Source organism: Ruegeria lacuscaerulensis (assembly GCF_013033355.1).
GTDB lineage: Bacteria > Pseudomonadota > Alphaproteobacteria > Rhodobacterales > Rhodobacteraceae > Ruegeria > Ruegeria lacuscaerulensis_A.
Genome location: NZ_WQDY01000001.1, coordinates 307583 through 334011 on the forward strand (window position 1 = coordinate 307583; position 26429 = coordinate 334011).

Sequence of the window (26429 nt, forward strand, 5' to 3'; positions counted from 1 at the left end):
GGTGGATTGAAGTCAGCGAGACAGGATCATGCGCCCATCCGCAAACTGGATGTTCGAGAAAAGATGCAGATAGTCCATGCCCAGCAGCGACTGGAACAGCTCTCCTTCATTTACCCAGGCCGAGACATTGCGATCTGTAACCGGGCCCAGCGTCAGCGTATCCAGACGCACCGGTGCCGTCCGGACCTCGCCATTCGCCGTTGCGGCGCGGCCGATATAGTTCAACTGATCAGTATCAATGCCCAGACGTTCGGCGTCGCGCTGGGCCAGCACAATCTGGCTGGCTCCTGTATCAACAAGAAAGGTGATCGACTGGCCGTTAACCTCGACCGGCAGATAGTAGTGACCATCATACGCACGGGGGACCTCGATCACCTCGCCGGTTACGGTCATCTGAGGAGACGGACCAACAGTTGAGCGGATATCTTCCCATAGGCCGACCACGGCGATAACGCCAATGAAAATGAACACCCAGGCCATCGCCTGTTGCAAGGTTTTGTTCAGGGATTGCCGGTTTTGCGAAAAAAACCACGCCACAACAGCCGCGCCAAGCAGGCTCAAATATGCCAAACGTGCAAAGCTGTCGCCGTCCATACCATCATCCTATCCAATTCTATTGAAAGATATATGGGGGTCAGGACGCAAAACCAAAGGCTTTGAGACCATCCAATATGAACTGAACAGACAGAGCCGCCAGCAGCATTCCCAACAAACGGGTCAGCACGTTCAAACCGGTTTTGCCCAGAATGCGCGCGATCACGCCACCCGACAGGAAAAAAATGAAAACAACGGCCATGACGGCCAGCATGACGATGCAAGCCTCGACGATACCCAAAACGCCGGGGTGCTGCCCGGCCAGCAGAATGATCGTGGCAATCGAGCCTGGCCCCGCGATCAACGGAATGGCCAACGGGAACACGGACGGGTCGGGGTGTTCCTCTTCCTCGGCCCGGTCCTCGCGCCGTTTGGTACGGCGGTCAAACAGCATGTCCAGCGCGGTCAGGAACAGCAATGCGCCACCAGCGACGCGGAACGCCTCCATCGAGATGCCAACAAAGCCCAGCACCGCCTCGCCAAAGGCCGCAAAGGCGATCAGGATGCAAACGGCGGTCAGGCAGCTACGGATCGCGGTTTTGCGGCGGGTTGCGGCATCCATATCCTGTGTCAGCGCCACGAAGATGGGCGTGGTGCCAAAGGGGTCGATCACCACGAACAGGGTGGTGAATGCGGTGACGAAAAAGGCTAGGTCGATCATTCTGTGGCACCGCCCTGAAGTTCTGTCAGGATTGCCACGGCCTTATCGGCCTGATCGCTGGGAACATAAACATGGTCATGGTGATACCCCGCAACCATGTTTGCCGGAATGTCAGCTTGCGCAAGCGCACTTGAGACGGCAGCGGTTAGGCCGACACCTTCAAGCGAGGAATGCACCTGCAGGGTAATGCAGCGCATAGGTACAGCGCCGTTCTGCGCTGCCTCGAAGGGAACGATCAGCGAAAGGCCCTCGGCCTCGATACAGCTGGCCCGTGTGCCCCTTGGCCATTCTGCGTCGGGCGGCCAGACAACAAAGGCATATTCACCGGGCTGAAGCGCGGGGCGCATACCGGCAATCATATCTTTAGTTTCGGTGACTGGGGAAGTCATGACGCTTCGGCTTCCTCCAGACGTTCTGCGGCGGACACCCAAAGGGCTTCGGCTTTTTGCATCGCTTCAACCACCTCGGCGAATTTGCGATTCCAGGTTTCCAGATCGTTGATCCGATCGTCTTCATACAAGGCCGGATCGGCAAGTTTTGCAGACAGCTTTTCATGCATATCCGTCAGCTTCTCAATCCGGTCTTCGCATTTGCGCAGATCGGCGCGAAGGGCCAGCATAGCATCCCGCGAGGGGCGTTTTGGTTTCGCGGCGGCAGGCTTTTCCTTGACCGGCTTGTCGCGGGCCAGCAGCAGGGCACGATAGGATTCCAGATCGCCCTCGAACGGCTTGACGGACCCGTCCGAGACCAGCCACAGCCGATCCGCAACCAGCGACAGCAGGTGCATGTCGTGGCTGACCAGAACCACCGCGCCGGAATAGGCAGTCAGCGCCTCGACCAGTGCCTCGCGGCTTTCGATATCCAGATGGTTGGTCGGCTCGTCCAGGATCAGCATGTGCGGCGCGTCGATGGTGGCCAGCAGCAGCGACAGGCGTGCTTTCTGGCCGCCCGACAGACGCCCGACCTCTGTATCCGCCTGGTCGGCATTCAGGCCAAACCCGGCCAGACGGGATCGCCACTTGCCCGGTGCTTCATCCGGGCGCAGGCGGCGCAGGTGGTCCAGAGGAGTTTCGTCCACATACAGCTCATGCACCTGATGCTGCGCGAAATAGCCGATCCGCAGCTTTGAACTGCGGGTCATCTTGCCCGCCATCAGGGGTAGGCGATCGGACAGCAGTTTGGAGAGCGTCGATTTACCCTGACCGTTCTTGCCCAGCAGGGCGATGCGATCATCCTGATCGATGCGCAGGTTCAGGCGGCGCAGCACTTCGGTGTCGCCATAGCCTGTGATACCGCCCTCAAGGTGAATGATCGGGGGCGACAGCTCCTCGGGCTCAGGGAAAGAGAACGCGCGCAGGGCGGCCTCTTGCGGGGTCGAAACAAGCTGAATACGCTCGATCATCTTCAGGCGCGACTGGGCCTGCACCGCCTTGGTCGCCTTGGCGCGGAAGCGATCCACGAAGCTTTGCAGATGGGCGATGCGGGCCTTGGCCTTGGCGTTCTCCGATTCCGCCTGAGCAATGCGTTCGGCGCGGCGTTCGGCGAATTTGTCGTAAGGCACCGCGTAGTAGGTCAGCTTGCGATCTTCCAGATGCAAGATCGACCCCACCGCGCGGTTCAACAGCCCGCGATCGTGGCTGATGATGATGACCGTGTGCGGGTATTTGGCCAGATAGCTCTCCAGCCACAGAGCGCCTTCGAGGTCCAGATAGTTGGTCGGTTCGTCCAGCAGCAGCAGGTCGGGCTGCGAAAAAAGCACCGCTGCCAGCGCAACCCGCATCCGCCAGCCGCCCGAGAAATCCGAGCAGGGTTTCAGCTGATCCTCATCATCAAACCCCAGGCCCTTCAGGATCGAGGCTGCGCGGGCTTCGGCGGACCAGGCGTCGATATCGGCAAGGCGAGTCTGAATCTCGGCAATTCGCGAGGGGTCGGTGGCGCTGTCGGCCTCGGCCATCAGGGAACTACGCTCGGTATCAGCCGCCAGAACGGTATTGATCAGCGAGACATCGGACGAGGGCACCTCTTGCGCCACACCGCCGATCCGCGCGCGTTTGGGCAGCACGATATTGCCCGATTCCAACGCCAGTTCCCCTCGGATCAGGCGGAACAGAGTTGTCTTGCCGGTGCCATTTCGGCCCACAAGCCCAACCTTGTGCCCATCGGGAATGGTTGCACTGGCCCCATCGAACAAAGGGCGGCCTTCGACGGCGTAATTGATGTCTTCGATCCGTAGCATGGGCCGCTCTTAGCAGAGCCGTGATGCCGCCGCCAGCGGCTTGGCATGTTCATCATGCGATCAGTGTGATAGCGCTGACATGTTTGAGTGAACTGGAACCCTCGATGAAGCCCGCGCAGACACCACCGTCGATGATCACACTGGTCCTGTTGACCGGGTTGTCAGTGCTGTCACTGAACATGTTCCTGCCGTCTCTGCCCGCCATAGGCGTATCGCTTGAGGCGGACTATGCGTTGGTGAACTTGTCGGTCGCGGGTTATCTGGCGCTGTCGGCGGTGCTGCAGTTGATCATGGGACCTTTGTCCGACCGCTTCGGGCGCAGGCCGGTTTTGCTGGTCTGCATGGTTATCTTCGTGGTGGCCTCAATCGGCTGTGCGCTGGCAAATTCGATCTGGGTGTTTCTTGGGTTCCGAATGCTGCAGGGCGCGGTGATCGCGGGGCAGGTGCTGGCCCGCGCCGCGATCCGCGACATGCACCCACCTAATGAGGCTGCCGCCAAACTAGGCTATGTCTCAATGGCCATGGCGCTGGCCCCCATGCTGGGGCCGATGCTGGGCGGTCTGCTCGAGATGCTGTTTGGCTGGCGCGCGGGGTTTGTTTTGTATGTTCTTCTGGGCACGGGCCTCTTGGCGTTGATCTGGGTCGATCTGGGCGAGACCAACACAAACACAACTGCCACTTTCGCCGCGCAGATGAGGCTTTATCCGCAGCTCTTCAACTCACGCCGGTTCTGGGGCTATTCCTTCTGCGCCGCGTTTTCGATTGGCGGGTTCTACGCCTTCATCACCGGCGCGCCCTTAGTTGCGGCGACGTGGTTCGACCTGAACCCCGCGCTGCTGGGATTGGGGATTGGGATCATCACGCTGGGGTTCATGGCGGGCAGCTACCTGACCGGGCGTCTAGCGGCGCGGATCCGGTTGAACTCCATGATTTTGACGGGGCGGGTGATAGCCTCGGTCGGGCCATTGATGGGGTTCGTGGTTTTCGCGGCCGAAGGCGGCAGCGTTTGGACCTTTTTCGGCTCGGCTATTCTAGTGGGGTTCGGCAACGGGTTGACGGTGGCCAATGCGACTGCCGGGCTGATGTCAGTGCGTCCGCAACTGGCGGGCAGCGCGGCGGGATTGTCGGGCGCGATGACCGTGGCGTTGGGAGCCGTCCTGACCATGGCCACTGGGGCCTTGGTTACTGCCGAGAATGGTCCTTATCTCGTTCTCGGCATGATGTGTCTCAGCAGTTTCGCCGGGCTTCTGTCCATCCTCTATGTTCGCAGGGTCGACCAGTTGGACCCATTGCCGGACACGATCTGAGTGCCGCGCCATATAACACTTTTCTTGGGCCACATACCGTGCTAGGCGGCGCGCGATGGATTTCGGCGCACACCACGCGCCACATTGTAAGGAGAGGCCGATATGGCACTGGAACGCACATTCTCGATCATCAAACCCGATGCAACCCGCCGCAACCTGACTGGCAAGATCAACGCCAAGTTTGAAGACGCAGGCCTGCGCATCGTTGCGCAAAAGCGCATCCACATGACCAAAGAGCAAGCTGGCAAGTTCTACGAAGTTCACGCCGAGCGTCCGTTCTATGACGAGCTGTGCGAATTCATGTCGTCGGCTCCGGTCGTTGTTCAGGTTCTGGAAGGCGAAGGCGCCATTGCCAAGAACCGCGAAGTCATGGGCGCAACCAACCCTGCAGACGCAGCGGCCGGCACCATCCGTGCCGAGTTTGCTGAATCGGTTGGCGAAAACTCTGTCCACGGTTCCGACGCACCTGAGACCGCAGCGGTAGAAATCGCCTATTTCTTCTCGGGCATTGAACTGGTCGGCTAAACCTTAGCCACAGTAGAATTCAGGGCCGCTCCCGTCACCGGGGGCGGCCATTTTCATTCGGGTTTGAGGTCCGCAGCCGAGACCCGCACGCCGATCACATCCAGATCAGCGATGATCTGCATCTCAGGCGCGGTACTGACCCCGGCCTTGATCGCATCGAACCGTTTGCGCAGCGCCTTCTTCTCCTCGCCTTTGCAGTCGTTCCATGGACGCCCCTGCAGCCCCATCACCAGCACGTAATAGCCGATGAAATGTGGGCGCGAGCCATTGCGCAGCAGGCGCGTATAAGCTGCATCCGCACCCAGATCGCGCAACTGCTGTGCCGAATGGATGCCGGCGCGGGCACAGGCTTGTTCGAATGCAGGGCCAAGGTTTCGGATCGAGGAAACAGGATCAGACATAGTCTCGTCTTAGCCCGATGCGCCCGCTCTGTCATCGGCAAGTTCTTCAAGCCCAGTGCAGTCGTGAGAAAGGGTTGATTTCGGGGCGGAATCGCCATCTCCTGACAGTGTCTTGTCTCATCGGGCAGGGGTTGTTTGCGATGACGGATACTGACGCTGTTTTCATTTTGGCAGGCGGCTTCGACGCGCGGCGTATTTCGTCACGCCTAAAAGGGTATGTTTTATCGGTCGAAAAAGGGCTTTCGCACCAGACTTTTCATGTCTTGGATTGTCACGACCAGTCAATCCGGGCCTCGGGTCGCGTACTTTTCCAGATATCCGATGAACTGAAATTGGTCGGCGACGGTATGGTCTTGGCGCAGAAAGGTCGGGCAGAAGGCTGTTTTCTAAGCGATCTTACTGCTGGCCCCGTTCGCGATGCACTGGGTGATTTTCCGAAACTGCGAGCGTTTATGCGCATCGGATCAGGTGTGATGTCGACCCAAGATTTATCTGTCTTAGACGACCTGCAAAAAACGCAGGTGCGGGGGGTGTTGACAACGTTGACGTCGGAGCGCGGCCAAGCCTGTATTCTGACATTTGGGCGCATGAAAGGCTATGATCGAACATTTAAATTATTGCGTAATAACATAGATTTGGACGTGAATGTTGGACTGAAAACTCTGTGCGTTACCCTCTTTCCAGACGCTGTTCCTTACCGGGCAAAGCCAGAAATAAGACTGGGAAAGACCGAGCCTTCGGTCGAGGTGGCGACTGACCTGATCCATACCTTCCTGACCGTCGCGCGGCAGAATGAGGCGGGGTTGCTTGCGAACATCGACACCGAGTTTCTTCACGACTACCGCGTATCCCTGCGGCGCGTGCGGTCAGTTCTCAGCCTGTTTAAAGGCGTGTTTTCCGAGCGGCAAACCATCAAGTTGAAACGAACGTTTTCTGATCTTATGGCGCCAACCGGACGGGTGCGGGATCTGGATGTCTATCTGCTAGAGAAATATAATTATTTCAAATTGTTACCGCCAAGTCTTCATGAGGGTGCGGGTATCATGTTTACAATGCTCGAAGACGAGAGAAAGCAGGTACAGGCCGCGTTGTGTAGGCGTTTGCGATCGGCGAAATACAATAAACACGTCAGCGCGACTTTGAAGCTGTTTTCAGATGCATCCAACTTCGAGCTCGGCCCCAACGCGCAGCTCGGCGCTTACGATTACGCCTGTGCGTTGATTTGGAAGCGTTATCGCAAAGTCTGTAAACGCGCACGCATGATCACTGGGGAAACACCAGACGCTTTGGTTCATGATCTTAGGATTGACTGCAAAAAGTTACGCTACCTGATGGAGTTTTTTGGCCCGCTCTTTGATCAAATTGCTTTCAAAAGAATCCTCAAGCCTCTGAAAAAATTGCAAGATAACCTAGGGTTTTTCAATGACGCCGCGGTTCAGCAAGAGGCGTTAATTGACTTTATCCAGCAGCGGACAAACACCCAGCACCGAGCGGATGCGCAATTGGCGATGGCAGTCGGAGGCCTTATTGCGGTCTTGGATCAAAGGCAAAAAGTCGAGCGCGCGCGTGTGATTGCTAACTTCCAGAACTTCGATAGCCCACAAGTCAGAAACACGTTTCGCAGCCTGTTTCACCAAAAGGAGGATTAGGGCGTGAAAATCATTGCCTGTTACAGCAACAAGGGCGGGGTTGGTAAGACCGCGACGTCAGTTAACCTAGCTTACGCTTTTGCCAAGGACGGGAACACTGTTCTTTTGTGTGATCTTGATCCGCAGGGCGCATCCAGCTTTTATCTGCGCGTAAAACCGTCCAAAAAGCTGACTGAGGCCACGTTCTTCGAAGACGTTGAGAGGTTTACAAAATCCATCCGTGCCAGCGACTTCGACGGGCTTGATGTTCTGCCTGCCAACATGACTTTTAGAGACTTCGACGTGTTTCTGTCGCGTATGCGCAACAAGCGCTCGCGGTTGAAAAAGGCCTTGGTTGGTGCAGGGAGCGACTACGACGTAATCATACTGGATTGCCCACCGAACCTTTCGACCCTGTCCGAGAACATTTTCAAGGCAGCGGATCAGATCGTCGTGCCCGTTATACCCACTACTTTGTCTGAACGAACTTTCGATCAGTTGGTTGGCTTCTTTGAGCAAAAGAAGTTGCCCAGAAAGAAGATAAAGGCTTTCTTTTCGATGGTTCAGCAACGCAAGTCCTTGCACCAAGAAACGATGGAAAGCATGCGCAAACAGTACCGTAAAAGGTTTTTGCAGACCGTAATTCCGTTTGCCGCAGATATTGAACGCATGGGCCAGAACCGCGCACCGATCAGTATCTACGCTCCGCGCAGTCAAGCCTGTGCAGCTTATCAGGCATTGTTCGATGAACTGGAAGATGTATTGGTTTCAAAAAGATGAGCGCCGAGATTGAACGTAAATTCCTGGTGGCGGAACTGCCCGATCTGAGTAGGGCTGAAAGGGCAGTGGTGCGTCAGGGTTATTTGACTGCACCTGATGATTCCACCGAGCTGCGCCTGCGGCAAAAAGGCGACCGCTACTACCTGACGTTAAAGGGCGTTGGGTCATTGGTACGGATCGAACGTGAGGCAGAGATATCGGCAGAGCAATTTGAGACCTTCTGGCCTGAAACTGACGGACGTCGGGTCGAAAAAGAGCGGTACACGGGCCGCATGGAAGATGGTCGGGTGTTCGAGTTGGATATCTTCTTCGGCGATCTCGCCCCGTTGCGCCTGGTCGAGGTGGAATTCCCTTCTGAACCCGAGGCGCTAGCCTATGTGCCTCCGGACTGGTTTGGCGCGGATGTCACGGAAGATAAACGCTACAAGAACAAAATAATGGCGATTAATGGCGTGCCAGTTTGATTGTCGCCTCAAGGCCGGGGTTGCAATTACGCGCAGTGAAGGCACCGCCATGCATATGTGAAATCGCGGCGACAAGGGCCAATCCAAGCCCTGCGTTACGCTCGGTACGGGCAGGATCCAGCGTGACAAATGGTACCTGCAAGCGCGGCAGATCTTCTGGTGGAACTCCGGGGCCGTGGTCACGAACGCTAAGGATGGCGTTAGGGCCATCTTCGCTGACTGTTACAGTTATCGCTGTGTGTTCAGGAGCATATCGCAGGGCGTTCTCGAGCAAGTTGGACAGCGCCTGAGACAACAGTGGACGGTGACCCTGTATCGGAGCGACCGACCCCACAACTTCAAGATTTGACCCCTGATCAGCGGCGACCGGTTCATAGAGTTCCACAACATCTCCGACAAGCTGCTGCAGATCGACGGTTTCGAACTGTTCACGCCCGACACCGGCTTCGGCGCGTGAAATCTCGGTCAATTGACCCAGCACACGCAAAACATGGTCGATTTCAACGGATGCACGGGCGACATCGATTTCTCTTTCGTGATCCGTTTTAGCGGGGTCCGACAACGCCTCGACCCTTTGTTTGAGACGCGACAGAGGGGAGCGGAGGTCATGAGCAATGGAATTCGAAGTCGTGCGCAGATTGCTAATCAATTCCTCGATGCGGTCCAGCATCGTGTTCAGTGTTCCAGCCACCTGATCAAACTCGTCTCCGGTCCCGCGCATTGGCATTCTGCGGGACAAATCCCCAGAGACTATGTTTTCCGCGGTGCTGGCAATGTCGGACAGGCGCGAAAAGACCAACCTGGTAAACAACCATCCGGTCAAAACACTCAGCGCCAGGGCAATTCCCAGCGCTATTCCAACCGAACGTAACAAAACCCGGTCAAATTGTTGCCGCGCCAACGCGTCTCGACCGACCAAGAGCCGTTCTCCACCAGGAAGGCGGATCGAAGCCGCCGAAATCGGTACCAACTGGTCATTGTCCGCCCGGTGGAGCTCAAGTTCGACCCAACCGCTGCCCGCGGTGATATCGACTGGCCACTGTTTCAGGTTACCAGCAAGTTTCACGCCAAATCGGTCAGTTAGCAGGTAAAGCGCATCTCGTTCTGAGGCCGAGGGCAGGCGGCGCTCAATGGCTGTTAATAATCCGATCAATCCCCGACGCTCGTACTCATCCGCCAAGCCAGTCAATTCTGCAGACACAACCGACCGCGTTTCGCCCTCGATGCTTCGATTTGCTGTCACATAGACCAGCGCAAGCACCGTCGCCGTCAGCAATGTGCTGAGGATCATACTGGCCAAGACAAGGCGCGTCCTGGAATTGTTGAACGAAAGCCGTATGTTATCCATCAGATATCATGTAACCCGCACCGCGGACGGTTTCAATCAATGGTGTCCGACCGTCCTCATCCAACTGTCTCCGCAGTTTTGAGATATGGACGTCTACAACATTGGTGTTCGGGTCGAAATGATAATCCCACACACCTTCTAGCAACATGGTGCGGGACACCACCCTGTTCTTGCGTCGCAGGAAGTATTCGAGGATCTGAAATTCGCGCGGTGTCAGCGTGATCTCGTGTCCTTCGCGCGTTACTTTGCGGGTCAGCAGATCCATTTCGAGATCGCGACAGGTCAGTGTCGCGCTTTCCTCAGATTCCTGTGGTCGCCTTAAAAGTGCTTCAATGCGGGCATGTAACTCTTGGAAAGAAAAAGGTTTTACCAGATAGTCATCTGCGCCCGACCGCAGCCCTTTGACCCGCTCATCCACGGCGCTCATTGCGGTGAGCATCAACACCGGGGTTTTCATTCCGGCAGCCCGAAGGGAACGGATCAGAGATAATCCGTCCAGCCCCGGCAGCATTCTGTCCAGCACGATGGCATCGAACCCGCCATCGGTGGCATGGTACAGGCCCTCGCGGCCATCTGCGGCCTGTTCGACCACATAGCCTTCCTCGCCAAAGCCTTTGGCGATGAACTCGCGGGTGTCTGCGTCATCTTCGACGATCAACAGGCGACGGCTCATGATGCGAACTCCTTTCACTTTGAATTTAACCACAGAATGCCGGGTCACGCACTGTGTTTGGAGAAAAACGTGCCGGGTGCGTCGTTGCGCACCCGGCAGTCCCGGCGGAGAGCGGACAAATCAACCCGCCGGGGAGGCGCACGCCAGATATTCCCCATCACGTGGCGCGCGCGGGTGTCAGATCAGGCGATTTCCACCGCAACAAAGATCTGGTTGCCTGCTCGGTTGATCAGAACCAACGCAGGGCCGGTTTTTTCGCTGTCCAGTGCAGCCTTCAACGCATCCGGTGTGGTTGTGTTCTGACTGCCCAGTTTTACGATCACGTCGCCACGTTGCAGTCCGGCTTTGGCGGCTGGACTACCGGCTTCAAGCGCGGTGACCACAACACCGCTGACGTTTTCGCTTAATCCCATCTCGGTGCGGTTGGCATCGGTCAGTGGGGCAACCGTCACACCCAGAGCGGTGCCTTCGATCGCATCGTCTACAGACGTGTCGATGTTGGCCGAGGCGCTTTGATACTGGCCGACGGTCAGCTCAAGCTGCTGTTCCTTGCCGTCACGCAGAACGGTCAGAGTGCTGTCGGTACCAACCTTGGTTGTTCCAACAAGAATTGGCAGGTCGCTGCTGGATTCGACGGGTTCGTCGTTGAACGTCAGAATAACGTCGCCTTGCTTGAGGATACCCTCTGACGGGCTGCCATCAACCACGTCAGACACCAGCGCGCCTGTTGAAGCATCGATACCCATCGCGGCGGCGATTTCGGGGCTGACATTCTGGATCGAAACACCCAACCAGCCGCGGCTAACCTGACCGTCATCGCGCAGATCAGAGGCGATGTGGTCCACGATGTTGGACGTTACTGCAAAGCCCAAGCCCACCGATCCGCCGGTTGGCGAGTAAATGGCCGAGTTCACCCCAATGACCTCTCCATCCATGTTGAACAAGGGTCCACCCGAGTTACCCTTGTTGATCGCGGCATCCGTCTGGATGAATTCGGCGTATGGCCCCTGCGAGATGTTGCGACCCTTGGCCGAAACGATCCCCGTAGTCACGGTCGAGTTGAGCCCAAACGGGTTTCCGATGGCGACAACATCTTCGCCCACACGGATAATATCGCTGTCGCCCAGTTCGACGGCTTGCAGGTCCTCACCCGCGTCGATTTTGAGCACGGCGATATCCGTCAAAGGGTCGGTCCCGATGACTTCGGCCTCGAACGTGCGGTCGTCGCTTAGGCGGACGGTCACAGACTCGGCATTGTCGACGACATGGTGGTTGGTGATAATGTAGCCTGCCTCATCAAGTACAAATCCCGATCCCAGACCCTGTGTCGGACCGCGTTGCGGAGCATCGAAGCCTTCAGGCGCGCCGAAACGTTTGAAAAAATCACCGAACGGATGTCCTTCAAAATCAAAGTTCTGTTCCTGGGTCGGGATCTGGCGCGCTTTCTGTTCCGCGACAATGGTCACGACTGACGGCGATACGCTCTCGACCAGATCCGCCAGCGCTTCGTCTGCTTTGGAGGGCAGGGCGGTCGTCGCAAGAAGCGCGGCGCTTAGGGCGCTGACGCCAACCCAACTGGTTGTGCGCGGGATGAGAAGAGAAGATTTTCGGATGCTCATTTTGGTCTCCTGTTTATATCGCGCGGATGCGGTCGCGCGTTAAGACAGCAGATGCGGCACCAGTCTGATCATTTCCTTTAACAAAGGTTAAGAAATCTTAATTTTGCCATAAATCGGATGTCTTATTCGCCGATCTGAATGGATGGAAGGTGCAAAACGGGACGAATCAAACCAGCGAATCTTCCAAATTGTTTCCCAATGAGGGGCTAGAAAGAGAAAAGTGAAGAATTGAGACAAATTCGATAACAAATGATGCAAGGGGGTTTTTACATCCCCCAAGATCGCCCTTAGGTTGTGGGGTGTTCTCGTGAAGAGACCACTTAAACGCAAACAACCATGAACAACATAAATCAATTTTCATATAGATCTGATCATATTCGAATTTCCCTGCATTCATCGGGGGTTAATAAACATCTTTAGGTAGATTGCCGATTTCAGAGATGTTGCGGAAAAACCATTCTGATATGTCGAAAATTAACCGAAATTCCCGTTTTAGCGTTGTTTGCGCGGGGCGGATCGGTGACGATAGGCATGCCCAAGCGAGGGGAAGCTGATGGCACTAGGGGGTGCCAAAAGCTCGTCACTGTTACCAGAAGCGCTCAGCGGCATGTTAACGAGGGGGTCTTGTTTAGGTTCGGCAGCGGAATAGCCAAGGTGCTACAGGCATTTTTGGCTGCGCTTTTGGAACGTGTGAAACGTGGTAGTCCCGCTTTGGGTACCGGCCCGGTCTGGAAAGACCGGGCCGTGTTACTTTTGACTTAACGTTGATTGCGCCATCTTGCCCAATCCTCGGGTGTGTCCAAATCCAGTAACGCATGTTCGCCGGGTAGGGGCCGCAAGAAAACCTTGTCCAAATGGGCACGCACAACGGATTGGGCTCCTTCATCACCGGACAGGGTGCTAAGCTCGGAAAACAGACTTTGGTCAAAAACCACCGGATGACCGGGCTTACCCGAGGCTGTGGCTCCGCGCCAAATCAGGTGGTCAGGGTGATCGGTCACGGCGGACAAGACTGCGGTTATGTCCTGCGCCGTGATCTCGGGCAGATCGGCCAATAAAACCATGACCGCCGGGACATCGTTTGGGATTTGAGCCAATGCACGGCGTAAACTGGCATTCATCCCTTCCGCGGCATCGACAACCTCGATCCTGTGCAGGTCCAGCCCGTCCAATGCGGCATACCGATCATGTGGCCTTGGGGGCAGCGCGACGAACACCTCTCCGGCATCCATTGCAGTTAGCGCAGATCGGCGCATCAGGGTCATGCCGTCCACTGGTTGCAGCAATTTGTCCAGTCCACGCATGCGCTTGGACTGACCGGCAGCCAGCAAGATAATTGGTATTTTTTTCATGTGCCTAGAATGACGTTCTGGCTGGCTGATGTCATCCCCGCATTCGGGTTCCGTCACCATCAAACAAAGGCGTCGACACCATCCGGGCTTTACGCATTTGACCAAGAATTTCGATCTCGACCTCTGTTCCCTCCGCGATGTGTTCAACAGGAAGGAAACCCAAAGCAACCGATTGTTGCGCATGGTGGGAATACCCACCCGAGGTGCAGAAGCCCACAACCTCACCCTGTAGCCAAATCGGTTCATAAGCATTCACGTCGGCGTCTTCGGCATCAACGATGAAGGAAGCCAACCTGCGCGCAGGTTTTTCCGAGCGCTCTAGCTCTGCGGCGGCACGTCCGATGAAATCATCAGGTTTCGAGAATGAAATGAACCGATCCAACCCGGTTTCACCTGGGGTGTAGTCGGGCGAATATTCTCGCATCCACGACCCAAAGAACTTGTCCAGACGCAGGCTCATCATGGCCCGCATACCGAAAGGGGTCATGCCGAGCGGCTCTCCGGCTTGCCAGAGCGTCCACCAAAGCTGCCGCTGCGCCATCGGATCGCAGTAGATCTCGTAACCCAGATCTCCGGTGTAGCTTACACGTTGCACGATACAGTCAGTCATGCCGAAGGTCACTCGGCGGACATCCATGAAACGCAGGTCCGAGAGGTCGTCTCGGGTACACGCCGCTAGAACTTCCGTGGCCTTGGGGCCAGCAATCTGAAACCCGTTCAGGCGATCGCTGATGTTTTCGATGTGAACATCGCCTTCCTGATGCTGCAGGAACCACCGCATATGAAATGCTTGCGCGCCATAAGACGCGGTCAGGCGAAACTCGGTCTCATCCAGGCACGATACGGTGAAATCCCCGATCAGCTTGCCTTTGGGTGACAGCATCGGCGTCAGTGACAGGCGACCAGGCTGCGGGATACGCCCGGCCATGATCCGATTAAGCCATGTTCGCGCATCAGGGCCGGTGATACGGTATTTGCCGAAGTTGTGGACCTCGTTGATACCCACTGCATTGCGCACCGCATGCACCTCGCGTCCAGTGGCCGCAAATGCGTCAGACCGGCGGAACGAAGGTGTTTCGTATTCGGGCTCACCATCCTGGGCGAAATAGTTTGGAACCTCCAGCCCGTATTGCTGACCCCAGACCGCACCCAGATCGGTGAAGATGTCATACATCGGCGTGGTTCGATTGGGGCGCGCGGCGGGCAGTTCCTCGTTCGGGTAGGAAACGCTAAAGCGTTTCTGATAGTTCTCGATCACCTTGGGGCGAGTATAGCCGGGGCTGATCCAGTCGCCGAACCGGGCCACGTCCATTGCAAAGACATCGCGCTCGGGCTCGCCTTCGATCATCCATTGCGCCAGCGTCAAACCCACGCCACCGCCCTGGCTGAAACCCGCCATTACACCACAGGCAGACCAGTAGTTGCGCAACCCGGGGACGGGGCCGACCAGAGGGTTCCCGTCCGGCGCAAAGGTGAAAGGCCCGTGGATTACCGACTTCACCCCGGCTTCGGCCAGGACCGGGAAGCGGCGATAGGCGAACTCGATACTATCGGTGATCTTGTCATAGTCGTCGGGCAGTAATTCATGCCCGAACTCCCAAGGCGTTCCATTCACGGCCCAAGGCTTGCAGGGTTGTTCATAAAACCCGATGCAAAGCCCGCGCCCTTCCTGCCGCAAATAGCTTTCTCCGGCTGGGTCCATCACATGCGGATGCTCTCCGCCCGCATCAATAATAGCTTCTATCTGAGGGATCGTGTCGGTGACCAGATACTGATGCTCCATCGGGTGCAGCGGGAAATAAACGCCCGCCATCGCCCCGACCTCGCGCGCCCATAGGCCGCCTGCATTCACCACGTGCTCCGCGTGAATGATGCCCTTGTCGGTGACCACATCCCAAGTGCCATCCCGCCGTTGCAGGGTTTCGTGCACCATGCAATGGGTTTCAATCGTGGCCCCACCCAAGCGCGCAGCCTTGGCATAGGCATGAGTTGTGCCGGATGGGTCCAGATGCCCGTCCAGGGGATCATAAAGCGCGCCTATTATGCCGTCCGTATTGGTAATTGGCGCAATTTTCCTGATTTCATCCGGTCCGACGATCTCGGTTTCCAGCCCCATGAAGCGGTGCTTGGCGCGTTCGGCCAACAACATGTCAAACCGGTCCTGATTGTCCGCCAAAGTGATCCCGCCAACATGGTGCAGGCCACATGACATGCCGGTAATCTCTTCCAGTTCTTTGTACAGGCGGATCGTATAGCCCTGCAGCGCGGCCATATTGGTGTCGCCGTTCAGCGTGTGAAACCCGCCCGCCGCGTGCCACGTGGACCCGCTGGTAAGTTCCGAGCGCTCCAACAGCATGACGTCGGACCATCCCAGCTTGGTCAGGTGATAAAGGACTGAACAGCCGACGACGCCGCCGCCGATAACTGCCACTTGCGTTGTCGTCTTCACGTCCTCGCCTCCATCCGCATTTACCCGAACCTGCAAGGGCGGGTGCGGGTTTACTGTTCCGTTCCCGACACGAGGTGTCGCGGATTGTTCGTTACAACGGTCGGATTTTGAGCTCGGTGATCCGATTACCCTCGCGTGCGGTGACCTCGAAACGGAAGCCGTGGAAGGAAAAGACCTGACCTACGATGGGGATCATCTGCGCCTCGTGAATGACAAGACCCGCGACGGTGTTTGCCTCTTCGTCCGGCAGGGACCATTCCATTGCCCGGTTCACGTCACGGATCGTCATCGCGCCTTCAACCAGGTATTGACCATCATCTGTGCGCGTGACGGGGACATCTTCTTCCAGATCAAACTCGTCCGCGATCTCACCAACGATCTCTTCCAGAATATCCTCGAGCGTGATCAATCCGCGCAGCGAACCATACTCATCCACGACCAGCGCAAAATGGCTGTGCATCCGCAGGAATTCTCGCATCTGATCGTCAAGAGTGGTAGTTTCGGGCACGAAATACGGATCGTTGGCCACCTTCGAGATATCGAAACTCTCCAACTGGTTCGGCTGGCTTTCGCGATCCCCGGCGTGGGCATACATGGCACGAAACAGGTCCTTGGCGTGGACGACGCCTACGATGTTCTCGGGTTCGTCCCGAAAGACGGGCAGGCGGGTGTGAGGGCTTTTCAGACATTGTTGAAGGATCGCCTCGGGCGCGTCGTCTGCGTCAATCATCTCGATGTTCGAGCGGTGCAGCATGATCTCTTCAACTGCGCGGTCACCCAGATCGAGCGCGCCAAGAATTCGGTCGCGGTCTTCCTTTTCGACCACACCTTCCGAGTGTCCCAGTTGCAATGCACCGGCGATCTCTTCCCGGACAGCCAGAATGTTGCTGTCGGGATCGATCCGAACGCCGAAGAGGCGCAAAACGCCGCGCACCAACAGACGTACTGCTGCCACAACAGGCGAGAATACGGTGACGACAACACTGATAATGGGCGCCACCAAAGATGCCGCTTTTTCCGCGTTTGTGATGGCATAGGTTTTTGGTAGCACCTCGGCAAAAATCAGCACCAGAAGGGTCATCACCAGCGTCGCCAAAGCCACGCCACTTTCCCCGAACAGTTTGGTGAACAAAGCAGTCGCCAAAGATGCCGCCAGGATGTTGACCAGGTTGTTGCCAAGCAGGACCGAGCCGATGAGACGTTCGTTGTCGTCGGTGATATCCAGCGCCTTTTGTGCGCCGCGAGACCCTTTGTCGGCCTGCGCCCGCAACTTACCGCGCGATGAGGCGGTCAATGCTGTTTCAGAACCCGAGAAAAAGCCCGACAGGACAAGCAAAAGCAGAATAGCGCTAGTGGTAAACCAGAATGCGCCGTCGATCATAGAGGGTGAGGGTTCCATTGGTCCTTGTGGGTTGGTGTTGCTTCATTCGTTATGGGGGCGCGGCCCCGGCGGATCAAGGGGTTAGCCTTTGTCCTGCGGCTCTTTGGCAAGCGGGTGATGCTCCAACACCAACTCGGCAAGGCGTTCGTCCAATACATGCGTGTAGATTTCCGTGGTCGCGACATCGGCGTGACCCAGTAACGTCTGGATCGATCGCAGATCGGCCCCGTTTGCCAAAAGATGCGTGGCAAACGCATGACGCAGCGTGTGCGGAGTGACTTTTTCTGGCGACACGCCGCCCTGAACCGCAAGCTCTTTGATCAGGTGAAAGAACATGTGCCTCGTCAGATGACCCGATTTGCCGCGCGAGGGAAACAGGAACCGCGACCTTTGCCCGCCATCGGCCACCAATTGATCTTCGGCCTCGTCCCTCGTTTTCAGCCATAGCGCCAGCGCCTCGCGGGCTGGGGACGACAGCGGCACCATCCTCTCTTTCCCGCCTTTACCCAGAACCAACAACATTCGTGGGTCACCTCGTGCGGAAGACACCGGCAGCGAGACTAACTCGGTCACGCGCATGCCGGTTGCATAAAGGACTTCCATCAAACAAGTGTTGCGGATGCGGTCGGTTTCGGTGCGACCAGTTTCACGCGCGGCTTGCAGCAAACGGTCAACTTCCGGCACGTCCAGAGTTTTCGGTAGGCGTTTTTGGCGACCCGGTCCTTTTATTTGGATGGCGGGGTTGGTCTCACGCCAGCTTTCCTCGAATGCAAAACGGTAAAGCTGCTTGATCGCGGATAGCCGTCTTGCGCGGGTGGATTGGGACAATCCCTGCGCGTCACAATCGATCAGATAACGTTCGATTCTGTCGCGGTCCGCTTGATCAAAGGTGGTTTTTCGACGCTCGAGCCACGCGGCGAAGTCTTTCAGGTCGCGCCCATATGCCAGCAATGTATTGGGTGACGCCCCAAGCTCGGCCGCTTGCGCCTGAAGAAAGGTTGAAATCCAAAGGTCGTGCGAGGCCGGGGCTACCATGGTCACGTGCCCTGTAGGATCAAAAGGTTCAGCGCAGCGCGACGGGCCGTGTCTTCAAGGCCAACCCTCCGCAGGGTTGCGATGGCGGCTGAAAGGTCCACGAGGTTGCCGCGTGACCCATGTGCGAACAACTCCATCGTCTCAAGGACGGCTTCACCCAGTTGTCCGTCGCTTAGCAAACGGTCGATATCGGCGGGAACGGGTGCGGCCCAGGCAAAACCCTGCGCGACAGCATCTGCCAATGGCGATGGAGAGCGCGCGCGCCCGGGATCACCCTGAGCCAAAGCGGCGAGGAATTGGTTCTCTTCTCCTTGGTCAGGAACAGTCAGGGCAGCGGTTTCGTAAAGATCAGACAGCAACAGAATACGCCAGCGCAATTCCTCGGCGGCTGGGTCGGTCAATGTGACTTTTGACAGCCGGTTCGCAAAAAGCTCGGCGAATGGAACTTCAAGCCCCACGCTGCGCATCTGCGCCCACACGGTGGGCAGGGACTGCGCGATCGCGCCGGTTTTGCCGGAGTCCAACGCACTTTCGAAACGTTGAACAGCGGCGACGCGGTCCCAGACCGCTCCGGATGCAGCCGGAGAGCGTTCTGTATATAGCCCAAGCAACTGGTTGGGCGTCAAAGCACCGACGCGAGTCAGTCGTTCGGCTGCTTCGATCTGTGCTTTCCAACCGGCTACATCTCGCAGATCGGCATTGGCAAAGGCGCGCGGCAGCGAAGTCGAGGGCAAGCGCTCGCCAATTGCCTCATACAGTCGGAATGTAAGCGGGTCGGGGCGCTCGGGTTGCGGTAGGTATTCGGCGTCTTCGAACAGCTCGGGGCTGAGGAACCTGTCCAGCAAGGCAAGGTCCATTTCCGGAAGAATCTGCAACGCATGAGCTGCCTCGAGCGTCAGCGCGGCTGAGGTCCAATCGCCACGCCGGGCCTTGCAGAATATCTGGGCCTCGTAGTCCTGAGACAAATGCGGTTGCGCGATCAGCGCTGTGCAACTTCTATCTTCGTCTCCGGTCAGAAGGGTGGCATCAAACCAGCGTTGGAACCGGTCGCGGCTGTCCGTCGGACCGGCAAGTTGCACCAGAGACTGCGCGGGATCAGCTGCGCCAAGCTGCATCAACCGGTCCAGCCGCGCCAGCAGCAAGGTCTCTTCGGCATCGGGTCCGGATGGCGCACGAGCTTCGGTAAGCAACAGAGTGAAAAGCAGGCGTTGCATGGCCGGGTTGTATTTGACTGGCACGTGACCGATCAGTTCCGCCAACCGTGCGGGATCGCTGTTTTGCCACACATCCACCGGAAGGCCTGTCACCGACGACGAAACCAATCCCAAGGGCTGGGACAACGCTTCAAGCGGAGTGACTTCCACACCCGGTTGCAACCCGGAATCCGATACAGGCGGTTCCAGCAGAACAGTGCCGGGCAGGTTGTCCGGTGGCTGGCTCAACCAGTCGATCACAGATAAAGGTTCCTGCTGCGCCTGTGCCGCACTGGCCAGCAGCATCGCAGCCGCTGCGGCCTTAATCCACATTCAGAATGACCGGCTCGCGCACTTCTTCCTGCGGGGCCGAAAAATCAACGCCAAAGAAAGGACCTAGATACGCGTAGCCCACCAACCCGATAAAACACAGGCAGATCAGATATATCAGAAATTTTATCAGACGGCCCATCGCTCAACATCGCCTCATTTTTCTGTTTTGTCCCAGTTATAGCTGGCATTTTTCTTAAGATCACGTCATTCACGTTGAAATGAGCGAAATTAAGCATAATACCGATGCGAAAGTCCGTGCTCCGGGCCTTCTATTGCACAAAACGGTTGTTCTGGTGGGCATGATGGGGGCGGGAAAGACCGCGGTCGGCCGCGCTTTGGCGGCGCGATTGGCGGTTCCGTTCCTCGACAGTGATGCCGAAATCGAATCGGCGGCCAACATGACCATCCCCGAGATTTTCGAACGCGACGGCGAGCCGTTCTTTCGTGACAAGGAAAGTCAGGTGATCGGGCGGCTTCTAGACGAGGAAAAAGGCATCCTTTCAACGGGCGGGGGGGCGTTCTTGGCCGGGCATAACCGCCAGATGATCACAGAGAGGGGCGTATCGGTCTGGCTCAGGGCCGATCTGAACGTGCTCTGGAACAGGGTCAAGCACAAGGACACGCGCCCTTTGCTGCGCACCGCAGACCCTTATGCGACATTGCGTGCCCTCTATGAGGATCGCGTGCCTGTTTATGCGCAAGCGGATCTGACGGTCACGTCGGACGGAGAAATCTCGATAGATAATATGGTGGACCGGGTTGTGGACGCATTGCTGACGCGACCCGATGTTTTGGAACGGACTTAAATGCACCAAACCGTACATGTTGAACTGGGCGAGCGCTCGTATGACGTCGAAATAGGGCCGGATCTGCTGGCGCAATCCGGGACACGGATCGCTCCGCTGCTGCACAGGCCCAAGGTCGCCGTTTTGACCGATGAAAATGTGGCTGCCTTGCATCTGGATGCCCTGCGCGATGGGTTGGCCTCGGCGGGGATCGAGATGTCGGCATTGGCCCTGCCTGCGGGTGAGGCAACCAAAAGCTGGCCTCATTTTGAACGCGCGGTCGAGTGGCTGCTGGCCGAGAAGGTCGAGCGCCGGGATGTTGTCATCGCGTTTGGCGGCGGCGTGATCGGAGACCTTGCGGGCTTTGCCGCAGCCGTTTTGCGGCGCGGTGTCCGGTTCGTGCAAATCCCGACCTCGCTGCTGGCGCAGGTGGACAGTTCGGTCGGCGGCAAGACTGGCATCAACGCGCCACAGGGTAAGAACCTTATCGGGGCGTTCCATCAGCCTTCGCTGGTGTTGGCCGACACCTCGGTTCTGAGCACAATGACGGATCGGGATTTCTTGTCCGGATATGGCGAGGTGGTCAAATACGGGCTGCTGGGTGACGCCGATTTCTTCGAGTGGCTTGAAGAAAGCGGGACCAAGGTCTCGGGTGGTGATATGGCAGCACGTGTGCGTGCTGTGACCCGTTCAGTGCAAATGAAAGCTGATATCGTGGAAAGGGATGAGACCGAGCAGGGCGATCGCGCCTTGCTCAATCTGGGTCACACTTTCTGTCATGCGCTTGAGGCTGCGACTGGGTATTCGGACCGCCTGTTGCATGGAGAAGGCGTGGCCATCGGCTGCGCGCTGGCCTTTGAGCTGTCCTCTCGTTTGGGCCTCTGTTCGCAAGAAGACCCAAGCCGCGTGCGGGCGCATCTGCGCGCGATGGGGATGAAGACCGACTTGGCCGACATTCCCGGAGAGCTTCCGGGGGCCGAGGCATTGGTCAATCTGATGGCGCAGGACAAGAAGGTCATAGACGGCCAGTTGCGATTCATTCTGGCGCGCGGGATTGGTCAGGCTTTCGTTACGTCGGATGTGCCGCGCGACGCCGTGTTGTCGGTGCTTCAGGACGCGCTGGCAACAGCCTGATCAGCGGCTTCGGATCACCATCAACTCGCCGATATTTTCGCGCGTGATATATCCGACCATTGCTCCCGTCTGTGTACAGACCGCAATGGCCGGAGCACCTTTGTGCAGCCCATCCAACACTGCCTCAAGCTCGTCGGTCAGGCGGACTGTTGGAACGTCCGTCTCCATGATTGACGTTGCTGGGTTGGACCGGGGCGTTTCATCAGCAAGCGCGGCAAACAATCGGTTGCGTGTGACAAAGCCGAGTAATTCGCCGACGTCAGACAGTACCGGAAACTCGTGTTGCGTCGTGTGGATGACAGCTTGGGCGGCGGTCGCTAGCGTGTCGTTTGGTGATAGCGCGTGGAACTCGGTAATCATGGCGTCGCGCGCCTGTACCTGCCGCGCGACTGCGCGCATGGTCACATCCTGACTTTCTGCATTGGCGGCAACAAAGACGAACACTGCGATCAAGACCAGCAGCGGATTTCCTGTGCTGAGACCCAGAAAGCCAAACCCCACCGCAACCGCCTGACCAGCTAACGCAGCGACCCTTGTGGCTTTGACCCGGTCCATTTTTAGACACAACAAAGCGCGGAACACGCGCCCGCCATCCATTGGAAAGGCGGGGATCATGTTGAACACAGCCAGCAGCAGGTTCACATAGGCCAGACGGTTCATCAGACCCGGCGTCGTGCTGTCAATCTGCGCCATCGTTTCAATCGGCATGTTGGCACCAAGCAAGACCAAAACGATCCAGATCACGATATTCACCGCGGGGCCTGCCAAAGCGACCCAGACCTCTTGAAACGGGTTTTCCGGCATCCTCTCGAGACGCGCCAAACCGCCGATCGGTAACAGAGTGATGTCCGGAGTCTTGATCCCGTACCGCCTTGCCATCAGGGCGTGGCCAAATTCATGAGCGACCACACAGGCAAACAACGCCAACACGAAAATCAGGTTTTCAACGGCCGCCTCGAGGCCTCCTTTGGAGTACGCGGCGAAACCGACCCAGGCGAGCAGTAAGAAAAAGGTGACATGGACCCTCAATTCCGACCCCAATATCCGGCCGAGTGAGAAGGACCATGTCATGATATGTCTCCGTTTTACTTAGAACGGAATCTCGTCGTCGTCGATTCCGCTAGAGGCCGGGGCAGGAGCGCTGGATGGTGCGACGTACGGATCACCATAGCCGCCGCCAGCCTGACCGCCGCCATATCCACCTGACTGGCCACCACCATAGCCGCCGCCACCGCCACCTTCGCCTCGGGCATCAAGCAGGGTCAGCTCGCCCCGGTAGGGACGCAAGACAACTTCGGTCGAGTAGCGATCCTGACCCGATTGGTCCTGCCACTTCCGGGTTTCCAGTTGGCCTTCGATATACACTTTGCTGCCTTTACGCAGATATTGCTCGGCAATCCGTGCCAGAGGCTCCGAGAAAATGGCGACCGAGTGCCACTCGGTACGCTCGCGGCGTTCGCCGGTGTTGCGGTCTTTCCAGGTCTCTGAGGTGGCGATACGCAGGTTACACACTTTGCCACCATTCTGGAATGAGCGCACTTCAGGATCGCGACCTAGATTTCCTACCAGAATGACCTTGTTGACTGAGCCTGCCATATACGTCCCCGTTCTTTATCTAACAGTATGCGTCCGAATCTGACGCCAATTCTCACTGCGACCCTATACGGCCTGCGTCATGGTTAAAACACAGTTGATGGGTATTGAGATAAGCAGGAATTTACCAAGGCTGGATTAACCATGCTTTCATTATTGGCTGAAATACCTATACTCAATCGGGTTCGTGAAAATGCAGGACTGGCGTTAATGCGGTTTTTGGTGATTGGTTTTTCAGTTCTTTTTCTGGCGCTGGTTTCCGTTTCAGCATCGGCTGACACGTTGTCAACCAAGAGCCGGAAAGACATTTTTCTGAAACAATCCAAGGTTTTGGATGCACGCGCCGCGACACAGTACCGAGATTCAGAGCGTCTAAAGCCCAAAAGGCCCAAAGGCCAGTTCAATCAGCGTTATACCGGAAAATACAAAGGTGAATTTGTGTCACTCGCACGGCAAGCTGCGCGAAAGCATAACGTTCCGGAGGATCTGTTCCTACGGCTTGTTCAGCAGGAAAGCGGGTGGAACCCCCAAGCAGTGTCGCACAAAGGCGCGCTGGGGTTGGCCCAACTTATGCCCGGAACAGCACGGTTGTTGGGCGTAAATCCTCACGACCCGAAACAGAATTTGGAAGGCGGTGCGCGCTATCTGTCTTGGCAATACCGCAAGTTTAAATCCTGGCGCCTTGCGTTGGCGGCATATAATGCCGGACCAAAAGCCGTTGAAAAACATGGTGGCGTGCCGCCTTACAAAGAGACGCAGAACTACGTTCGCGTAATCTGGGGAAGTTAACTTTACTTCTCTATCCTAGCCTAGACCGGCATTGCTGCCGGTCCAATTGGGTTTATGATTTACTCCGCCGCAACTTTGATGACGGGTTCCATCCGCGCCAGAATATCTTCCGCCAGGTGACATTTGACCTGATGGCCTTCGGCCAGAGTTTTCACAGGCGGTACTTTTTCTTCGCACAAGCCGCCGGGTACTTCGGATTTCCAACGACACCGCGTTTGGAATGGGCAACCGGGGGGTGGGTTCATGGCTGACGGGATGTCGCCCTCCAACACGATATGCTGCTTTTCGACCGAGGTGTCCGCAATCGGAACCGCGCTCAGCAGCGCCTCGGTATAGGGGTGGTAAGGAGGAGCAAAAACCTGATCTGTTGTGCCCAACTCGACCACATGGCCCAGATACATCACCATCACCCGGTCGCTGAGATAGCGTACAATCGACAGGTCATGGCTGATGAACAGCAGGGTGGTTTTGTGTTCGCGCTGAATCTCCATCAACAGGTCTGTCACTGCTGCCTGCACCGAGACATCCAGCGCCGAGACCGGCTCATCTGCCACAACAATCCTCGCATCTCCGGCAAAGGCCCGGGCAATGCCCACGCGCTGTTTTTGTCCTCCTGACAACTGGCGCGGCATCCGATCTGCAAATGCGCGTGGCAGTTTCACAAGATCCAGAAGCTCGAGCATCCGCTTCTTGCGTTCAGCCTCCGAGTTGCCAACACCGAAAATCTCAAGCGCCCGAATGATCTGGCGACCAACAGTCATTGAGGGATTCAGCGTGTCGAACGGGTTCTGGAAGACCATTTGAACCTCGCCAACGGTCTTGGCATCGCGTTCCTCGATGGGCACGGCCTCGATATTGCGGTTGTCCAGAAGGATCTGCCCATCCGTCGCGGTTTCCAACCCCATCAGAACCTTGGCAAAGGTGGACTTACCGCAACCGGATTCTCCAACAATGGCAAGCGTCTCGGATTCATGTGCTTCGAAGCTGAGCGTTTCATTGGCTTTAACCACCTTTGTGGCACCACCACCAAACAGTGCATTCGCCGCAACTTCATAGTATTTCTTGAGGTTGTCCATCTTCAGAACGGTCCGACCGATTTCAGCCTTTTCCTTCTGCTCAGACACGGTGATCGGCGCGTTCCAGTCGATTTCCTTGAACTTTAGGCAACGTGTGTGATGGCGATCATTGCCGGGTACGGCCTCCATCAGAATGTCTTGTGCGTCGCAACGACCTTCTTCGAAATAATCGCAACGTGGTCCAAAGTTACATCCCGGAGGACGCTCATGCGGCAACGGGAAGTTCCCGGGGATCGCCACCAAAGGCCGCGCGTTCTTGTCTGCACCTGGCAGGGGGATCGACCGGAACAGTGCCTGCGTATACGGGTGCTGCATCTCGTCGAACACGTCATGGATTGAGCCGCGTTCAACCGCCTCGCCGGAATACATCACGCACAGACGGTCACAGGTCTCAAGCACCAGTCCCAGATTGTGCGAGATAAATAGCATCGAAGTGCCATATTTCTTGCCCAGATCCTTGACCAATTCGACTACGGCGGCCTCGACGGTCACGTCCAGTGCTGTTGTTGGTTCGTCCAGTATCAGCAAAGCCGGTTTAGACATCAGCGCCATCGCAATAACGATCCGCTGCTGCTGACCGCCTGAAAGCTGATGTGGAAAAGAGTTCAGCATCCGTTCAGGGTCGGGAAGGCGGACATCTGTTACCACTTCAAGCGCTCGGGCATAGGCCTCATCCGTGCTCACGCCTTCGTGGATCATCGGCACTTCCATCAACTGCTTGCCGATCTTCATGGCCGGGTTCAGCGACGCCATTGGTTCCTGATAAATCATCGCGATCTCATTGCCGCGAATGTCGCGTAACTCGTCCGAGCTCATCTCGGCTAGATCACGTCCCTTGAACTTGATCGTTCCACCCACGATCCGCCCGTTCTTGCCAAGGTCCTGCATAACACCCAGAGCCACAGTAGATTTGCCGCAGCCGGATTCGCCGACCAGACCAACCGCTTCGCCGGGCTGCACACTGACCGAGAAGTCCATGACAGCGGGGATTTCCCTCAGACGGGTGAAAAACGAAATCGACAATTTATCGATCTCAAGAATTGGCCCATCATAATCCGCCAGTTTATTCATCT

General features: G+C 56.9%; 25 protein-coding genes. 8 read left to right on the top strand and 17 right to left on the bottom strand.

Going from position 1 to position 26429, the window contains the following annotated elements; translation table 11 throughout:
• Positions 1 to 12: 12 nt before the first annotated feature.
• The 4 genes from GOW48_RS01485 to GOW48_RS01500 are packed head-to-tail and all read right to left on the bottom strand — an operon-like array spanning position 13 to position 3491.
• Entirely contained in the window at positions 13 to 594 is a 582-nt protein-coding gene (locus tag GOW48_RS01485) for a retropepsin-like aspartic protease family protein (protein ID WP_170352955.1), read from the bottom strand.
• Positions 595 to 634: 40 nt separating this feature from the next.
• Positions 635 to 1255, bottom strand: a complete 621-nt coding sequence (locus GOW48_RS01490; RefSeq protein ID WP_170352956.1) for a MarC family protein — start codon at positions 1253 to 1255, stop codon at positions 635 to 637.
• Positions 1252 to 1644 (bottom strand): ACT domain-containing protein, encoded by a 393-nt coding sequence (locus tag GOW48_RS01495; RefSeq protein ID WP_170750820.1) that lies wholly within the window; start codon positions 1642 to 1644, stop codon positions 1252 to 1254. Before GOW48_RS01495 ends, GOW48_RS01490 begins: the two co-directional genes overlap by 4 nt.
• Complete coding sequence (locus GOW48_RS01500; protein ID WP_170750822.1) at positions 1641 to 3491, bottom strand: ABC-F family ATP-binding cassette domain-containing protein; 1851 nt, start codon at positions 3489 to 3491, stop codon at positions 1641 to 1643. The genes GOW48_RS01495 and GOW48_RS01500 overlap by 4 nt, the downstream gene beginning before the upstream one ends.
• A 104-nt stretch (positions 3492 to 3595) precedes the next feature.
• Here GOW48_RS01500 and GOW48_RS01505 point away from each other — a divergent pair, with 104 nt between their 5' ends.
• Both GOW48_RS01505 and ndk read left to right on the top strand, forming a co-directional pair.
• Positions 3596 to 4798 (top strand): multidrug effflux MFS transporter, encoded by a 1203-nt coding sequence (locus GOW48_RS01505; protein ID WP_170750824.1) that lies wholly within the window; start codon positions 3596 to 3598, stop codon positions 4796 to 4798.
• Between the two features lie 102 nt (positions 4799 to 4900).
• Positions 4901 to 5323: a nucleoside-diphosphate kinase gene (gene ndk, locus GOW48_RS01510; protein WP_170352964.1), complete on the top strand. Its 423-nt coding sequence runs from the start codon at positions 4901 to 4903 to the stop codon at positions 5321 to 5323.
• A gap of 53 nt (positions 5324 to 5376) precedes the next feature.
• Here ndk and GOW48_RS01515 read toward each other — a convergent pair whose 3' ends face one another.
• On the bottom strand, positions 5377 to 5724 hold the full coding sequence (locus GOW48_RS01515; RefSeq protein ID WP_170750826.1) for a TfoX/Sxy family protein: 348 nt from the start codon (positions 5722 to 5724) through the stop codon (positions 5377 to 5379).
• Positions 5725 to 5864: 140 nt separating this feature from the next.
• Between GOW48_RS01515 and GOW48_RS01520 the strand changes: the two genes are divergently transcribed.
• From GOW48_RS01520 to GOW48_RS01530, 3 genes are read left to right on the top strand one after another with little or no spacing between them, the layout of a single operon-like run.
• A complete protein-coding gene (locus GOW48_RS01520) occupies positions 5865 to 7373 on the top strand; it encodes a CHAD domain-containing protein (RefSeq protein ID WP_170750828.1) in 1509 nt (502 codons plus the stop codon).
• Between the two features lie 3 nt (positions 7374 to 7376).
• Positions 7377 to 8132 (top strand): ParA family protein, encoded by a 756-nt coding sequence (locus tag GOW48_RS01525; RefSeq protein ID WP_170750830.1) that lies wholly within the window; start codon positions 7377 to 7379, stop codon positions 8130 to 8132.
• Complete coding sequence (locus GOW48_RS01530) at positions 8129 to 8596, top strand: CYTH domain-containing protein (protein WP_170750832.1); 468 nt, start codon at positions 8129 to 8131, stop codon at positions 8594 to 8596. Before GOW48_RS01525 ends, GOW48_RS01530 begins: the two co-directional genes overlap by 4 nt.
• Here GOW48_RS01530 and GOW48_RS01535 read toward each other — a convergent pair.
• From GOW48_RS01535 to GOW48_RS01575, 9 genes are all read right to left on the bottom strand, one after another.
• Entirely contained in the window at positions 8577 to 9887 is a 1311-nt protein-coding gene (locus tag GOW48_RS01535) for a sensor histidine kinase (RefSeq protein WP_234899405.1), read from the bottom strand. The two genes, GOW48_RS01530 and GOW48_RS01535, sit on opposite strands and share 20 nt — an antisense overlap.
• Before the next feature lie 49 nt (positions 9888 to 9936).
• The gene (locus GOW48_RS01540) at positions 9937 to 10617 is read right to left on the bottom strand and encodes a response regulator transcription factor (RefSeq protein WP_170352976.1); all 681 of its coding nucleotides are present in this window, start codon (positions 10615 to 10617) and stop codon (positions 9937 to 9939) included.
• 182 nt (positions 10618 to 10799) lie between these two features.
• A complete protein-coding gene (locus tag GOW48_RS01545; RefSeq protein WP_170750836.1) occupies positions 10800 to 12236 on the bottom strand; it encodes a Do family serine endopeptidase in 1437 nt (478 codons plus the stop codon).
• Between the two features lie 758 nt (positions 12237 to 12994).
• Positions 12995 to 13588: a nucleotidyltransferase family protein gene (locus GOW48_RS01550; protein ID WP_170750838.1), complete on the bottom strand. Its 594-nt coding sequence runs from the start codon at positions 13586 to 13588 to the stop codon at positions 12995 to 12997.
• A gap of 31 nt (positions 13589 to 13619) precedes the next feature.
• Positions 13620 to 16037: a GcvT family protein gene (locus GOW48_RS01555; RefSeq protein WP_170750840.1), complete on the bottom strand. Its 2418-nt coding sequence runs from the start codon at positions 16035 to 16037 to the stop codon at positions 13620 to 13622.
• 91 nt (positions 16038 to 16128) lie between these two features.
• Positions 16129 to 17436 (bottom strand): HlyC/CorC family transporter, encoded by a 1308-nt coding sequence (locus tag GOW48_RS01560; RefSeq protein WP_170352984.1) that lies wholly within the window; start codon positions 17434 to 17436, stop codon positions 16129 to 16131.
• A gap of 63 nt (positions 17437 to 17499) precedes the next feature.
• The gene (locus GOW48_RS01565) at positions 17500 to 18453 is read right to left on the bottom strand and encodes a tyrosine recombinase (protein ID WP_170750842.1); all 954 of its coding nucleotides are present in this window, start codon (positions 18451 to 18453) and stop codon (positions 17500 to 17502) included.
• A 2-nt stretch (positions 18454 to 18455) separates the two neighbouring features.
• Positions 18456 to 19979: a hypothetical protein gene (locus GOW48_RS01570; RefSeq protein WP_170750844.1), complete on the bottom strand. Its 1524-nt coding sequence runs from the start codon at positions 19977 to 19979 to the stop codon at positions 18456 to 18458.
• Positions 19969 to 20118: a hypothetical protein gene (locus GOW48_RS01575; protein WP_170352987.1), complete on the bottom strand. Its 150-nt coding sequence runs from the start codon at positions 20116 to 20118 to the stop codon at positions 19969 to 19971. Before GOW48_RS01575 ends, GOW48_RS01570 begins: the two co-directional genes overlap by 11 nt.
• A gap of 79 nt (positions 20119 to 20197) precedes the next feature.
• Here GOW48_RS01575 and GOW48_RS01580 point away from each other — a divergent pair, with 79 nt between their 5' ends.
• Positions 20198 to 20785, top strand: coding sequence for a shikimate kinase (locus GOW48_RS01580; protein WP_170352989.1), 588 nt, complete (start codon positions 20198 to 20200; stop codon positions 20783 to 20785).
• Positions 20786 to 21898 (top strand): 3-dehydroquinate synthase, encoded by a 1113-nt coding sequence (gene aroB, locus GOW48_RS01585; protein ID WP_170750846.1) that lies wholly within the window; start codon positions 20786 to 20788, stop codon positions 21896 to 21898.
• Here aroB and GOW48_RS01590 read toward each other — a convergent pair whose 3' ends face one another.
• On the bottom strand, positions 21899 to 22969 hold the full coding sequence (locus GOW48_RS01590) for a site-2 protease family protein (protein WP_170750848.1): 1071 nt from the start codon (positions 22967 to 22969) through the stop codon (positions 21899 to 21901).
• An 18-nt stretch (positions 22970 to 22987) separates the two neighbouring features.
• Positions 22988 to 23494 carry a single-stranded DNA-binding protein gene (gene ssb, locus GOW48_RS01595; protein ID WP_170750850.1) on the bottom strand — a complete coding sequence of 169 codons (507 nt, stop codon included), beginning with the start codon at positions 23492 to 23494 and terminating at the stop codon, positions 22988 to 22990.
• Positions 23495 to 23701: 207 nt separating this feature from the next.
• Here ssb and GOW48_RS01600 point away from each other — a divergent pair, with 207 nt between their 5' ends.
• The gene (locus GOW48_RS01600) at positions 23702 to 24280 is read left to right on the top strand and encodes a lytic transglycosylase domain-containing protein (RefSeq protein WP_170750852.1); all 579 of its coding nucleotides are present in this window, start codon (positions 23702 to 23704) and stop codon (positions 24278 to 24280) included.
• 59 nt (positions 24281 to 24339) lie between these two features.
• Here the strand turns inward: GOW48_RS01600 and GOW48_RS01605 are convergent, their stop codons facing one another.
• A complete protein-coding gene (locus GOW48_RS01605; RefSeq protein WP_170750854.1) occupies positions 24340 to 26427 on the bottom strand; it encodes a dipeptide ABC transporter ATP-binding protein in 2088 nt (695 codons plus the stop codon).
• Between the last annotated feature and the right edge of the window lie 2 nt (positions 26428 to 26429).